Below are 14,929 nucleotides of genomic sequence, written 5' to 3' on the forward strand. Positions count from 1 at the left end.
ACCTACCTGATCGATCAATCCAGGACGCGTCTTGAACGCCTGGGCTTCTTTAAAGAAGTGAACGTCGAAACCCCGGCTGTGCCAGGTGTCGATGACCAGGTTGACGTGAACTACGGCGTTGAAGAACAGGCTTCCGGTTCGATCACTGCCAGCATTGGCTTCGCACAAAGTGCCGGCCTGATCCTCGGTGGTTCGATCACCCAGAACAACTTCCTGGGTACCGGTAACAAGGTCAGCATCGGCTTGACCAAAAGCGAATACCAGAGCCGCTATAACTTCGGTTATGTCGACCCGTACTGGACTGCTGACGGTGTGAGCCTGGGTTACAACGCTTTCTATCGCACCACCAACTACGATGATCTTGATGTCGACGTAGCAAGCTATGCCGTAGACAGCTTGGGTGCTGGTGTGAGCGTCGGTTACCCGATCAGCGAAACATCGCGTCTGACCTTTGGTCTGACTGGACAGCAAGACAAGATCAAGACCGGTCAATACACCGTCGACGAGATTTTCGACTTTGTTAACCGTGAAGGCGACGAATACCTGAACTTCAAGGCTTCAGCTGGCTGGTCCGAGTCCACCCTGAACAAAGGCGTATTGGCGACCCGTGGTCATTCTCAAAGTTTGACGGCGGAAGTCACCACACCGGGTAGCGATCTGTCGTTCTTCAAGCTCGATTACCGTGGCCAGTTGTTCCAGCCATTGTCTGAAAACTACACCATGCGCCTGCATACTGAATTGGGTTATGGCGATGGGTACGGCTCGACGGACGGCTTGCCGTTCTACGAAAACTACTTCGCTGGTGGTTTCAATTCGGTTCGTGGCTTCAAGGACAGTACGTTGGGCCCGCGCAGTACGCCGAGCCGTGGCCAGGGTGTTACTGGTAACCAGGGTACTCTTGCAGACCCGGATCAGGATCCACTGCCGTTCGGCGGCAACGTCCTGATTCAAGGTGGTGCAGAGCTTCTGTTCCCGCTGCCGTTCGTCAAGGATCAACGTTCCTTGCGCACTTCGGTATTCTGGGATGTGGGTAATGTGTTTGACTCCAAGTGCGAGCAAACCACCAATACCAACCCTCAGTCGAAGTCCAATACGCAATGTAACGATATCAGCTTCAGCGACATGGCCAGCTCCGTGGGTGTTGGTGTTACATGGGTAACAGCGCTGGGGCCGCTGAGTTTCGCACTGGCAATGCCGGTAAAAGAACCGGATAACGCTGAAACTCAAGTGTTCCAATTCTCTCTTGGCCAGACGTTCTAAGCGTCTGCTCCAGAATAACGACAATGGATTTTGTAGGAGTGCATCGTGCGTAAGTTGACTCAATTGGTTCTCCTCGCCACCGTACTGGTAGCAGGTCCGGCTTTTGCCGACATGAAAATCGCCGTTCTGAACTATCAGATGGCTTTGCTGGAATCCGACGCGGCCAAGAAATACGCCGTGGATGCCGAGAAGAAGTTTGGCCCGCAACTGACCAAGCTCAAGACGCTGGAAAGCAGTGCCAAAGGCATTCAGGATCGTCTGATGGCTGGTGGCGACAAGATGCAGCAAGGCGAGCGTGAGCGCCTTGAACTCGAGTTCAAGCAAAAGGCTCGTGACTTCCAGTTCCAGTCCAAGGAACTGAACGAAGCGAAAGCCGTTGCCGACCGTGAAATGCTGAAGCAGCTCAAGCCGAAACTGGACAGCGCTGTGGAAGAAGTTATCAAGAAAGGTGCTTTTGACCTGGTCTTCGAGCGTGGCGCAGTGATTGATGTCAAGCCTCAGTACGACATCACTCGCCAGGTTATCGAGCGCATGAATCAGCTGAAGTAATCATGACAGCGACTATAAAGCTCGGTCAGTTGGCCGAGTTCCTCGGCGCCACGCTACGTGGCGACCCGGAGAAAGAAATTACTGGGCTGGCCACTTTGCAAGAGGCTGGCCCAGCTCAGTTGAGCTTTCTCGCAAACCCTCAATACCGCAAATACCTGGCAGACAGCCGGGCCGCAGCACTGTTGCTGAAGGCCGCCGATGCCGAAGGTTTTGCCGGTAATGCGCTGGTGGTGCCTGATCCGTATCTGGCCTACGCGCGTATTTCCCACCTGTTCGATCCAAAGCCGAAAGCGGCTGCCGGTATTCATCCGACAGCGGTAGTGGCAGCGGACGCGGTTGTTGATCCAGCGGCGAGCATCGGCGCCTTTGCCGTGATCGAAAGCTGCGCGCGTATTGCCGCGGGTGTGACCATTGGTGCACATTGCTTCATCGGTGCCCGCTGCGAGATTGGTGAGGGTGGCTGGCTGGCCCCGCGGGTCACGCTGTATCACGACGTACGCATCGGCAAACGAGTGGTCATTCAGTCAGGTGCCGTGCTTGGTGGCGAAGGTTTCGGTTTTGCCAACGAGAAAGGTGTCTGGCAGAAAATTGCCCAGATTGGTGGTGTGCTGGTCGGTGACGATGTGGAAATTGGCGTGAACACCGCTATTGATCGCGGTGCGTTGGCCGATACCATTCTTGGCAATGGTGTGAAGCTCGACAACCAGATCCAGATCGCCCATAACGTTCAGGTCGGTGATCACACCGCCATGGCCGCCTGTGTGGGGATCTCCGGCAGCACCAAAATCGGCAAGCATTGCATGCTCGCTGGTGGCGTAGGGCTGGTGGGACATATCGAAATTTGCGACAACGTTTTCATCACCGGGATGACCATGGTGACCCACTCGATTACCGAAAAGGGTTCCTATTCTTCCGGTACGGCAATGCAGCCAGCAGCCGAATGGCGCAAAAGCGCGGCTCGCATCCGTCAGCTCGATGACATCGCGCGGCGTCTGCGACAGCTGGAAAAGCGTGTAGGGGAAGTGACCCCTGACGGTAATGCTTCATCAGATGGCTGATACCATTTCCATATCAAGTATGCACAGCCGTTAGACTGCCTGCTTGATTTGCTAGAGGGGCGCGTGTCAGTCGCGCGCTCCCAATCTTTACATAGGCTTCCCCCCGAAATGATGGACATCAACGAGATTCGCGAATACCTGCCTCACCGTTACCCGTTCCTGCTGGTGGACCGGGTCGTGGATCTGGATGTGGAAGGCAAGCGCATTCGCGCCTACAAGAATGTCAGCATCAACGAACCGTTCTTCAATGGTCACTTCCCTGCGCATCCAATCATGCCGGGCGTACTGATCATCGAGGCGATGGCTCAGGCTGCCGGGATCCTTGGTTTCAAAATGCTCGACGTGAAACCGGCGGACGGCACCCTTTACTACTTCGTGGGCTCTGACAAGCTGCGCTTCCGTCAGCCAGTGCTGCCGGGCGATCAGTTGATCCTTGAAGCCAAGTTCCTGAGCTGCAAGCGTCAGATCTGGAAGTTCGAATGCCAGGCTTCGGTCGACGGCAAACCAGTCTGCTCCGCTGAAATCATCTGTGCGGAACGCAAGCTATGAGTTTGATTGACCCTCGCGCAATCATCGATCCGACGGCCGTTCTGGCCGACGACGTCGAGGTCGGCCCGTGGTCGATCGTCGGCGCAGGTGTGGAAATCGGCGAGGGAACAGTGATCGGGCCGCACGTGATTCTCAAAGGCCCGACCCGAATCGGTAAGCACAACCGCATCTACCAGTTTTCGTCGGTAGGTGAGGACACGCCCGATCTGAAATACAAAGGCGAAGAAACCCGTCTGGTCATCGGTGACCACAACGTCATCCGTGAAGGCGTGACGATTCATCGCGGGACTGTTCAGGACCGTTCGGAAACGACCCTGGGCGATCACAACCTGATCATGGCCTATGCCCACATCGGCCACGACAGCGTTATCGGTAACCACTGCATCCTGGTCAACAACACTGCGCTGGCCGGGCATGTGCACGTAGAAGACTGGGCGATCCTCTCCGGTTTCACCCTGGTGCATCAGTATTGCCACATTGGCTCCCACAGCTTTTCCGGCATGGGGACTGCCATCGGCAAGGACGTTCCAGCATACGTCACGGTATTCGGCAACCCCGCCGAGGCCCGCAGCATGAACTTCGAGGGCATGCGTCGTCGTGGTTTCAGCGAAGACGCGATCCACGCACTGCGTCGTGCCTACAAGGTGGTTTATCGCCAGGGCCTGACGATCGAGCAAGCGCTCACCGAACTCGCCGAACCCTCTGACCAGTTCCCGGAGGTCGCGGTATTCCGTGACTCCATCCAGTCTTCGACTCGCGGCATCACCCGTTAATCATGGCTAATCTGCGTATTGCGCTGGTAGCGGGTGAGGCTTCCGGTGACATTCTGGGCGCGGGCCTCATGCGCGCACTCAAGGCTCAGCATCCGGCGGTGGAATTCATTGGTGTCGGTGGCCCGTTGATGCAGGCTGAAGGGCTGGTCTCATGCTTCCCCATGGAACGGCTATCGGTCATGGGCCTGGTGGAAGTGTTGGGGCGACTGCGTGAATTGCTGGCGCGTCGCAAAAAGCTGATCGCCGACCTGATCGCCGAAAAGCCGGACGTGTTCATCGGTATCGATGCCCCGGACTTCAATCTCAATATCGAACTCAAGCTGCGTCAGGCCGGGATCAAGACCGTGCATTACGTTAGCCCGTCGGTGTGGGCGTGGCGTCAGAAGCGTGTGCTGAAGATTCGCGAAGGCTGCGACCTGATGCTGACGCTGTTCCCGTTCGAAGCGAAATTCTATGAAGAGAAGGGCGTGCCGGTGCGGTTTGTCGGACACTCCCTGGCCGATGCGATTCCACTTGAGGCTGATCGAGCCGCCGCGCGGGCTGAGCTTGATTTGCCGGACGGTCCGCTGGTTGCTCTGATGCCTGGCAGTCGTGGTGGTGAAGTGGGCCGGCTCGGTGCATTGTTCCTCGACACCGCCCAGCGCCTGCGCGCCCTGCGTCCGGGCGTGCGATTCGTCATGCCGTGCGCCAACCCGGAACGCCGCGCACAGCTTGAAGAGCTGCTGGCCGGTCGTGATCTGCCGCTGACTTTGCTCGATGGCAAATCCCATCTGGCATTGGCGGCCTGCGACGCGGTGCTGATCGCTTCCGGTACGGCTACCCTTGAAGCGTTGCTGTACAAGCGGCCGATGGTGGTGGCGTATCGACTGGCGCCCCTGACGTTCTGGATTCTCAAACGGATGGTGAAAAGTCCTTACGTTTCGTTGCCGAACCTGCTGGCCCAGCGCTTGTTGGTGCCCGAGTTGCTGCAGGACGATGCGACGGTCGAAGCCCTCGCTCAAACACTTTCACCCTTGATCGAAGGTGGCGAGGAACAGACTCGCGGCTTCGACGAAATCCACCGTACCTTGCGCCTGGACGCCTCCAATCAGGCGGCGGACGCAATACTGAACCTGATCGGCAAACCACAATGAGCAAAACCAGCATTCAGATGGGCCTGGACTTCACCCTGGTCGCCGAAGTCGAAGACCTCGTGGCCGGTGTCGACGAAGTCGGTCGCGGCCCGCTCTGCGGTGCAGTGGTCACGGCTGCAGTGATCCTCGATCCAAATCGACCGATCCTCGGCCTGAATGACTCAAAGAAGCTCACCGAAGCCCGCCGCGAAAAACTCTATGACGAAATTTGCGAAAAAGCCCTGAGCTGGTGCATCGCTCGGGCCGAAGTCGAAGAAATCGACGAGCTGAACATCCTGCACGCCACCATGCTGGCGATGCAGCGCGCGGTCGAAGGCCTGCACATTCAGCCGAAACTGGCGATGATCGACGGCAATCGTTGCCCGAAACTGTCCATGCGCGCTGAAGCGGTAGTGCAGGGCGACGGCAAGGTCCCGGCCATTGCTGCGGCATCGATTCTGGCCAAGGTCAGCCGCGACCGCGAAATGGCGGCGTTTGAACTGATTTACCCGGGTTACGGCATCGGCGGGCACAAAGGCTACCCGACGCCCGTTCATCTGGAAGCGCTGGCCCGCTTGGGGCCGACGCCGATTCACCGCCGCTCGTTCGCCCCGGTCCGCCTGGCGTACGAGGCGCGGGAAAGTCTGATCGAGAGTTAGTCGCAAGGCTGATGTTTTTTCCAAGGCCCGGTACAATCCGGGCCTTGTTGTTTTCATGACATAACGCAGGATCACTATGCCGGCTTCATTCGTTCACCTACGCCTGCACACTGAGTATTCCCTGGTCGACGGTCTGGTGCGGATCAAACCGCTGGTCAAGACCCTGGTCGGCATGAACATGCCTGCCGTAGCGGTCACTGATCAGAACAACATGTGTTCCCTGGTCAAATTCTATAAAGCCTCCATGGGTGCCGGGATCAAGCCGATCTGCGGTGCCGACTTGTGGCTGTCGAACAAGGACCCAGACAACGCCCTGAGCCGGATCAGTCTGCTGGCCATGAACGCGGTCGGCTATCGCAACCTGACCGAACTGATCTCCCGTGGCTTCATTGACGGCCAGCGCAATGGCTCGGTCATCATCGAGCGCGAATGGGTGGCCGAGGCCAGCGAAGGCTTGATCATGCTGTCGGCGGCGAAAGAGGGCGAAATCGGCCTGGCCATGCTCAGCGGCAACCCGGCCGAGGCGGAAAACCTCGCACGCGAATGGATGACGGTGTTCCCGGATCGCTTCTATCTGGAAATCCAGCGCACCAATCGCCCCAACGACGAAGAGCAGCTGCACGGTGCCGTGGCCTTGGCCGAGAAAATCGGCGCGCCACTGGTCGCGACCAACGACGTGCGCTTCATCAAGCAGGAAGACTTCGCCGCCCACGAAACCCGCGTGTGCATTGGTGAGGGCCGTGCCCTCGACGATCCTCGGCGTTCGAAGAATTACAGCGATCAGCAGTACCTCAAAAGCGCCGAGGAAATGGCTGAGCTGTTCAGTGACCTGCCCGAGGCGCTGGAAAACACTGTCGAGATCGCCAAGCGCTGCAACATCGAAGTGAAGCTGGGCAAGCACTTCCTGCCCAACTTCCCGATTCCCGATGGCATGACCATCGACGAGTATTTCCGCAAGGTGTCCTTCGATGGCCTGGAAGAGCGTCTGACCGTTCTGTTACCCAAGGACACCACAGAAGACTATGAAGCCAAGCGTCAGGTCTACGTCGACCGGCTGAATTTCGAGCTGGATATCATCATCCAGATGGGCTTCCCCGGTTACTTCCTGATCGTGATGGACTTTATCCAGTGGGCCAAGAGCAACGGCGTACCGGTAGGTCCTGGCCGGGGGTCGGGTGCCGGGTCGCTGGTGGCCTATGTACAGAAGATCACCGACCTCGATCCGCTGGAATATGACCTGCTGTTTGAACGTTTCCTTAACCCGGAACGGGTATCGATGCCCGACTTCGACGTCGACTTCTGCATGGACGGTCGTGATCGGGTGATTGAATACGTGGCCGAGAAATACGGTCGCAACGCGGTAAGCCAGATCATCACCTTCGGTTCCATGGCAGCCAAGGCTGTGGTCCGCGACGTGGCGCGGGTGCAGGGCAAGTCCTACGGTCTGGCGGATCGTCTGTCGAAGATGATTCCGTTTGAAGTCGGCATGACCCTGGAAAAGGCGTATGAGCAGGAAGAGATCCTGCGTGACTTCATCAAGGTCGATGAAGAAGCCGCCGAAATCTGGGAAATGGCCCGCAAGCTCGAAGGCGTTGTGCGAAACGTCGGCAAGCACGCCGGTGGTGTGGTTATTGCGCCGACCAAACTGACCGACTTCTCGCCGATCTATTGCGATGAGGCCGGTGACGGTCTGGTCACCCAGTTCGACAAGGATGACGTTGAAGCGGCCGGTCTGGTGAAGTTCGACTTCCTGGGTCTGCGGACCCTGACAGTTATCGATTGGGCGCTGAAAACCATCAACCGCGACCGCGCCAAGGTCGATCAACCGCCGCTGGACATCGCGTTTATTCCGCTGGACGACAAGCCAACCTACACGCTGCTGCAAAAAGCCGAAACCACGGCGGTGTTCCAGCTCGAATCCCGCGGCATGAAGGAGCTGATCAAAAAGCTCAAGCCTGACTGCCTGGAAGACTTGATCGCACTGGTGGCCCTGTTCCGTCCGGGCCCATTGCAATCGGGCATGGTGGACGACTTCATCAACCGTAAGCACGGTCGCGCCGAACTCGCGTACCCGCATTCGGATTACCAGTACGAAGGCCTCAAACCGGTACTGGCACCGACTTACGGCATCATCCTGTATCAGGAACAGGTGATGCAGATTGCCCAGGTCATGGCCGGTTACACCCTCGGTGGTGCGGACATGCTGCGTCGCGCCATGGGTAAGAAAAAGCCCGAAGAAATGGCCAAGCAGCGTGGCGGCTTCATTGAAGGTTGCGCGACCAACAACATCGACGCGGACCTGGCCGGTAACATTTTTGACCTGGTGGAGAAGTTCGCCGGTTACGGTTTCAACAAGTCTCACTCCGCTGCGTACGGTCTGGTGTCGTACCAAACCGCGTGGTTGAAAACGCATTACCCGGCGCCGTTCATGGCGGCGGTGCTGTCGGCGGACATGCACAACACCGACAAGGTCGTGACCTTGATCGAAGAAATTCGCACCATGAAGCTGCGTCTCGACGCACCGGATGTGAATGCCTCCGAGTTCAAGTTCACGGTGAATGACGAAGGCCGGATTATTTACGGCCTTGGCGCGATCAAGGGCGTTGGCGAAGGTCCGGTGGAAGCGATCACCGAGGCGCGCCAGGACGGACCGTTCAAGGATCTGTTCGATTTCTGCGCCCGTGTCGATCTCAAACGTATCAACAAACGCACCCTGGACGGGTTGATCCGCAGCGGTGCGCTGGATCGTCTGGGGCCTTATTTCCATGATGAGCCGAAGGCTTATCAAGCGAGCATTGACCAGAATCGCGCTGTGTTGCTGGCCGCGATGGAAGGGGCGATCAAGGCCGCTGAACAAACCGCACGCACCCAGGACAGCGGCCATGCCGACTTGTTTGGCGGGTTGTTTGTCGAGGAAGACGCGGACGTCTATGCCAGCCATCGCAAGGCCAAGGAACTGACACTCAAGGAGCGGCTGAAAGGGGAGAAAGACACCCTGGGCCTGTACCTGACCGGTCACCCGATAGATGAATACGAAGGTGAAATCCGTCGCTTTGCCCGTCAGCGCATCATCGATCTGAAGCCGGCACGCGACACCCAGACGGTCGCCGGCATGATCATCGCCCTGCGAGTGATGAAGAACAAAAAGGGCGACAAAATGGGGTTCATCACCCTCGATGACCGCTCCGGACGGATCGAGGCTTCGCTGTTTGCCGAGGCGTTCCATTCTGCGCAGTCGCTGTTGCAGACTGATGCGATGGTGGTGGTCGAAGGTGAGGTCAGTAATGACGACTTCTCCGGAGGTCTGAAGCTGCGGGTCAAGCGGGTGATGAGCATGGAAGATGCACGCACCAACCTTGCCGAAAGCCTGCGCCTGAAGCTGCATACCAAGGATTTGAAGAACGATCAGCTACGCTGGCTGGGTGAATTGTTCAAGCGTCACCGCGGCGCGTGCCCGATCACCATGGAGTACACGAGCCCCGATGCGAAGGCCTTGCTGCAGTTCGGCGAGACCTGGCGAATCGACCCGGCGGATGCGTTGATTCAAGCCTTGCGTGACCAGTTCGGGCGAGACAACGTCTTCCTCCAATACCGTTGACGGTCAGGTGCCATTTTTTGTCATGAAGAGTGCGCCCTGATCTCGACCTGAATTTTTAATCTCGACCTGAACGCGCCTCTCCCTTAAGGTAGGGCGCGAATAGACAACCGGCCGGCCCAAGCTCTCTTGGACGTCGACCCAAGACGGACGCCTATGAACCCGAATTTTCTAGATTTCGAACAGCCGATCGCCGACCTGCAAGCCAAGATCGAAGAGTTGCGCTTGGTCGGTAACGACAATTCGCTGAATATCGGCGATGAGATCTCCCGCCTGCAGGACAAAAGCAGCACGCTGACCGAAGACATCTTCGGCAAGCTGACCAGCTGGCAGATCGCACGTCTGGCGCGTCACCCGAAACGTCCGTATACCCTGGACTACATCGAACACATCTTCACCGAGTTCGACGAATTGCACGGCGACCGTCACTTCTCTGATGACGCAGCCATCGTTGGCGGTATCGCTCGTCTGGACGACCAGCCGGTGATGATCATCGGTCACCAGAAAGGCCGTGAAGTGCGCGAGAAAGTTCGCCGCAACTTCGGCATGCCGCGTCCGGAAGGCTACCGCAAGGCGTGCCGCCTGATGGAAATGGCCGAGCGCTTCAAGATGCCGATCCTGACCTTTATCGACACCCCCGGCGCCTACCCTGGTATCGACGCTGAAGAGCGTAACCAGAGTGAGGCGATTGCCTGGAACCTGCGTGTCATGGCTCGCTTGAAAACCCCAATCATCGCCACCGTGATCGGTGAAGGTGGTTCCGGTGGTGCTCTGGCAATCGGTGTTTGCGATCAACTGAACATGCTGCAGTACTCGACCTACGCGGTAATTTCGCCGGAAGGTTGCGCATCGATCCTGTGGAAAACCGCCGATAAAGCGCCGGATGCCGCTGAAGCCATGGGCATCACCGCCGAGCGCCTGAAAGGCCTGGGCATTGTGGATAAGGTGATCAGCGAGCCATTGGGCGGCGCACATCGCAATCCAGCGGCGGCGGCGGCATCGATCCGTGCCGAGCTGACCTCGCAATTGGCGATGTTGAAGAAGTTCGACAATGACGCACTGCTGGCCCGCCGTTACGCGCGATTGATGAGCTACGGTCTCTGATCGAACGCTCCTGCATCATGTAGGAGCGAGGCTTGCCCGCGATTGGGACGCCTCGGTTTAACAGACCGACCGCGTTATCGTTCATCGCGAGCAAGCTCTGCTCCTACAGGTTTTGATGCGTCCATGACTCTTTGCGCAACACTTCTCAAGCAACTTGCACCGTGGCGTAACGCGTCAACCTGGCGTATTGCCTTCTCCGGTGGTCTCGATTCCACCGTCCTGCTGCACCTGCTCGCCCACCTCGCAAAAACCCAATCCCTGCCAGCGCTCAGCGCCATCCATGTCCATCACGGCCTTCAGGCTGCGGCGGATGCGTGGCCTGAACATTGTCAGGCCGTCTGTGATGCCTTGGGTGTGCCGTTAAAGGTGATTCACGTTCAAGTTCAGCCCGGCGCCAGCCTTGAGCGTGCCGCTCGGGATGCGCGTTACGGCGCATTCGTTGAAGCCACTCAGGCCAATGAACTGCTGCTGACCGCCCAGCACCGTGACGATCAGGCAGAAACCCTGTTGTTTCGACTGTTGCGCGGGGCAGGGGTGAGAGGTTTGTCGGGGATGCCGAGCCAGCGTCGGTTGGGCCGGGGTCATCTGCTGCGGCCATTGCTGGACGTCAGTCGCGGCGAACTTGAAGCCTATGCAACAGCCCATCAGCTGAGCTGGATCGAAGATCCTTCGAACCAGGATCGGCAGTTCTCTCGCAACTACCTGCGGCATCAGGTGTTCCCGGTGTTGACCGAGCGCTGGCCTCAAGCAGTGGCGACCATGGCCCGTAGCGCTGCGCACTTGAGCGAAGCGCAGGCATTGCTTGATGAGTTGGCACAGATCGATCTGGCCGAAGCGACCACGGTCAATGATTTTGACTGGCTGGGCTTGCCCTCTCTGGAGCTGGCTTCCCTCGCAAAACGCTCCGCCGCGCGCCAACGCAATGCGCTAAGCCACTGGCTCGCATCGCTGACGAGATTGCCTGACAGCGACCATTGGTCGGGTTGGGAGGATTTGCGCGATGCCTCCGGTGATGCTCGTCCGGTCTGGCGATTGGCGGATGGCGAACTGCATCGTTCGGCGGGGCGGATTTGGTGGCTGTCGGGCTATTGGCTATGCAGTCCGCCGCCTGCCGTCCAATGGGCTGATCCTTTGAAGTCGCTGGTGTTGCCGGAGAATGGCGTGCTCACGCTCACCGGGCAAATCCCCGATGGTCCACTGCAAATCCGCTATCGTGAGGGAGGTGAGGTCATGCATTTTGCTGATCGCGGCCACCGCGACCTGAAGCGTTTGCTCAACGAGCGCGGTGTTCCGGGCTTCGCCCGTGGCAGATTGCCGCTGGTCTATCGCGACGGGCAATTGCTGGCGGTGGCCAACGTACGGGGCTTGAATGGCAGTGGGCAGGAAGGCTGGCATTTGCATTGGCTGCCACCGAGCGAAGATCAAGGTTTGAGCTGAAAGGGGCTTTCCGGTAGACTACGCTCCCTTCTTGATACAACTTCTGTGGATTCGCCTGAATTGCAGGAGTTGCCGATTACCAAGCAGTCTTTGCTGGGCGATTCCAAAAAATGTGTAGCGAGCAACGTACCGGTGTTTCATCTGCCGGTCTGTCCCAACGCGGCGGTTTTTTTGAAAGGTGCACTGTGATTAATGCAGGTGATCGGGGGCTTCGGCCTTCCTTCGCTTTCCCCGGCGGCTCGGACCGCTTTAACGCAGACTTCTAGGGTTTTTCATGACGCGCTACATATTCGTCACGGGCGGTGTTGTTTCTTCATTGGGGAAAGGCATTGCCTCGGCTTCATTGGCGGCCATCCTGGAGGCGCGGGGACTTAAGGTCACCATGCTGAAGCTGGACCCGTACATCAACGTGGACCCGGGCACAATGAGCCCGTTCCAGCACGGTGAAGTGTTCGTCACCCACGACGGCGCCGAGACTGACCTGGACCTGGGCCACTACGAGCGGTTCATCCGCACGACCATGACCCAGAACAATAACTTCACCACTGGCCGTGTCTACGAGCACGTGCTGCGCAAAGAGCGCCGTGGTGATTACCTGGGTGCCACCATTCAGGTTATCCCGCACATCACCGACGAAATCAAACGCCGGATCATCAAGGGCGCCGGCGATGCCGACGTGGCGATGGTCGAGATCGGTGGCACCGTGGGTGACATCGAATCGCAACCGTTCCTGGAAGCGATCCGTCAATTGCGTTTCGAAGTCGGCGCCAAGCGCGCGATGCTGATGCACCTGACACTGGTGCCGTACATCGCCACGGCCGGTGAAACCAAAACCAAGCCGACTCAGCACTCGGTCAAGGAACTGCGTTCCATTGGCTTGCAACCAGACGTGCTGGTCTGCCGCTCCGATCACCCGATCGACATCTCTTCGCGCCGCAAGATCGCACAGTTCACCAACGTTGAAGAACGTGCAGTGATCGCGCTGGAAGACGCCGACACCATCTACAAGATCCCGGGCATTCTGCATTCCCAGGGCCTGGATGATTTCGTCGTCGAGCGTTTCGGCCTGCAATGCGGCAGCGCCGACCTGTCCGAGTGGGAAGCCGTGGTTGACGCCAAGCTGAACCCGGAGCACGAAGTCACCATCGCGATGGTCGGCAAGTACATGGAGTTGCTGGACGCCTACAAGTCGCTGATCGAAGCGATGAGTCACGCCGGCATCAGCAACCGCACCAAGGTCAACCTGCGCTACATCGATTCCGAAGACATCGAAAACCAGGGCACTGCGCTGCTGGAAGGTGTTGACGCGATCCTCGTGCCGGGCGGCTTCGGTCTGCGTGGCGTGGAAGGCAAGATCACCGCCGTTCAATACGCTCGCGAAAACAAGGTTCCGTACCTGGGCATCTGCCTGGGCATGCAAGTGGCCGTGATCGAGTTCGCTCGTAACGTGCTGGGCTGGAAAGACGCCAACTCCACCGAGTTCGATCGTGCCAGCGGCCATCCGGTCGTGGGTCTGATCACCGAGTGGGAAGACGCTACCGGCGCCGTCGAAACCCGTACCGAGTCGTCTGACCTGGGCGGCACCATGCGCCTCGGCGCTCAGGATTGCCTGCTGGAACCGGGTTCGCTGGTGCACGACTGCTACGCCAAAGACGTCATCGTTGAACGTCATCGTCACCGCTACGAAGTGAACAACAACTTGCTGCCGCAGATCATGGAAGCCGGCCTGAAAATCTCCGGTCGTTCCGGTGATGGCGCGCTGGTTGAAGTGGTTGAAGCCCCGGATCATCCATGGTTCGTCGCTTGCCAGTTCCACCCTGAGTTCACCTCGACGCCACGCGACGGTCACCCGTTGTTCAGCGGTTTCGTTAAAGCAGCTTTGGTTCAACACCAGAAGAAGGCGTAAATTTGATGGCGCAGAAAATCATCCGCGTAGGCGATATCGAGATTGCCAACGACAAGCCAATGGTGCTGTTCGGTGGCATGAACGTGCTGGAAAGCCGCGACATGGCGATGCAGGTCTGCGAAGAGTATGTAAAGGTCACCGAGAAACTCGGTATCCCTTATGTGTTCAAGGCCAGCTTCGACAAGGCCAACCGTTCCTCCGTGACCTCTTACCGTGGCCCCGGCCTGGAAGAGGGCATGCGCATTTTCCAGGACATCAAGCAAGCCTTCGGCGTGCCGATCATCACCGACGTCCACGAGCCTGATCAGGCCGCGGTCGTCGCTGAAGTCTGCGACATCATTCAGTTGCCGGCTTTCCTGTCACGCCAGACCGACCTCGTGGTCGCGATGGCCAAGACCGGTGCGGTGATCAACATCAAGAAAGCCCAATTCCTCGCACCCCAGGAAATGAAACACATCCTGAGCAAATGCGTGGAAGCGGGTAACGATCAGTTGATCCTCTGCGAACGCGGATCGAGCTTCGGCTACAACAACCTGGTTGTCGACATGCTCGGCTTCGGCATCATGAAGCAGTTCGAATACCCGGTGTTCTTCGACGTGACCCACGCGCTGCAAATGCCGGGCGGTCGCTCCGATTCCGCCGGTGGCCGTCGCGCCCAGGTCCTCGACCTGGCAAAAGCCGGTATGAGCCAGTCGTTGGCTGGCCTGTTCCTCGAAGCACACCCGGACCCGGACAACGCCAAATGCGACGGCCCTTGCGCCTTGCTTCTGGACAAACTGGAGCCATTCCTGGCCCAGCTCAAAGCTTTGGACGAACTGGTGAAGAGTTTTCCGACGGTAGAAACCGCGTAAATCTCAATTCTCCGGTAAAGTACCGCACGAATTATCGCTCTGGCCCGCTGGCCGCACTGCTCTTGTAGGAGCATGG

General features: G+C 58.2%; 12 protein-coding genes. All 12 read left to right on the plus strand.

The annotated features are described in order from the left end of the window. The coding region (gene bamA / locus AC1DWM_RS09000) for an outer membrane protein assembly factor BamA (protein WP_477795053.1) at positions 1-1,260 on the plus strand (1,260 nt) is incomplete at its 5' end. Between the two features lie 45 nt (positions 1,261-1,305). Beyond that, positions 1,306-1,809 carry an OmpH/Skp family outer membrane protein gene (locus AC1DWM_RS09005; protein WP_008028980.1) on the plus strand — a complete coding sequence of 168 codons (504 nt, stop codon included), beginning with the start codon at positions 1,306-1,308 and terminating at the stop codon, positions 1,807-1,809. A 2-nt stretch (positions 1,810-1,811) separates the two neighbouring features. Further along, positions 1,812-2,867: a UDP-3-O-(3-hydroxymyristoyl)glucosamine N-acyltransferase gene (gene lpxD, locus AC1DWM_RS09010; protein WP_223512350.1), complete on the plus strand. Its 1,056-nt coding sequence runs from the start codon at positions 1,812-1,814 to the stop codon at positions 2,865-2,867. Positions 2,868-2,975: 108 nt separating this feature from the next. Continuing rightward, positions 2,976-3,416 carry a 3-hydroxyacyl-ACP dehydratase FabZ gene (gene fabZ, locus AC1DWM_RS09015; protein ID WP_007907157.1) on the plus strand — a complete coding sequence of 147 codons (441 nt, stop codon included), beginning with the start codon at positions 2,976-2,978 and terminating at the stop codon, positions 3,414-3,416. Beyond that, complete coding sequence (gene lpxA / locus AC1DWM_RS09020) at positions 3,413-4,189, plus strand: acyl-ACP--UDP-N-acetylglucosamine O-acyltransferase (protein WP_477795054.1); 777 nt, start codon at positions 3,413-3,415, stop codon at positions 4,187-4,189. The genes fabZ and lpxA overlap by 4 nt, the downstream gene beginning before the upstream one ends. 2 nt (positions 4,190-4,191) lie before the next feature. Then, a complete protein-coding gene (gene lpxB / locus AC1DWM_RS09025; RefSeq protein WP_477795055.1) occupies positions 4,192-5,322 on the plus strand; it encodes a lipid-A-disaccharide synthase in 1,131 nt (376 codons plus the stop codon). Between the two features lie 11 nt (positions 5,323-5,333). Further along, complete coding sequence (gene rnhB, locus AC1DWM_RS09030; protein WP_170219102.1) at positions 5,334-5,960, plus strand: ribonuclease HII; 627 nt, start codon at positions 5,334-5,336, stop codon at positions 5,958-5,960. Positions 5,961-6,036: 76 nt separating this feature from the next. Continuing rightward, on the plus strand, positions 6,037-9,558 hold the full coding sequence (dnaE, locus tag AC1DWM_RS09035) for a DNA polymerase III subunit alpha (RefSeq protein WP_223512340.1): 3,522 nt from the start codon (positions 6,037-6,039) through the stop codon (positions 9,556-9,558). A gap of 153 nt (positions 9,559-9,711) precedes the next feature. Beyond that, a complete protein-coding gene (locus tag AC1DWM_RS09040) occupies positions 9,712-10,659 on the plus strand; it encodes an acetyl-CoA carboxylase carboxyltransferase subunit alpha (RefSeq protein ID WP_223512337.1) in 948 nt (315 codons plus the stop codon). A gap of 123 nt (positions 10,660-10,782) precedes the next feature. After that, complete coding sequence (gene tilS / locus AC1DWM_RS09045) at positions 10,783-12,096, plus strand: tRNA lysidine(34) synthetase TilS (protein WP_223512335.1); 1,314 nt, start codon at positions 10,783-10,785, stop codon at positions 12,094-12,096. A 274-nt stretch (positions 12,097-12,370) separates the two neighbouring features. Next, positions 12,371-14,002, plus strand: coding sequence for a CTP synthase (locus AC1DWM_RS09050; RefSeq protein WP_010462795.1), 1,632 nt, complete (start codon positions 12,371-12,373; stop codon positions 14,000-14,002). Positions 14,003-14,007: 5 nt separating this feature from the next. Then, entirely contained in the window at positions 14,008-14,853 is an 846-nt protein-coding gene (kdsA, locus tag AC1DWM_RS09055) for a 3-deoxy-8-phosphooctulonate synthase (RefSeq protein ID WP_477795056.1), read from the plus strand. Positions 14,854-14,929: the final 76 nt, after the last annotated feature.

This window comes from Pseudomonas sp. P4_C8, from assembly GCF_056401975.1.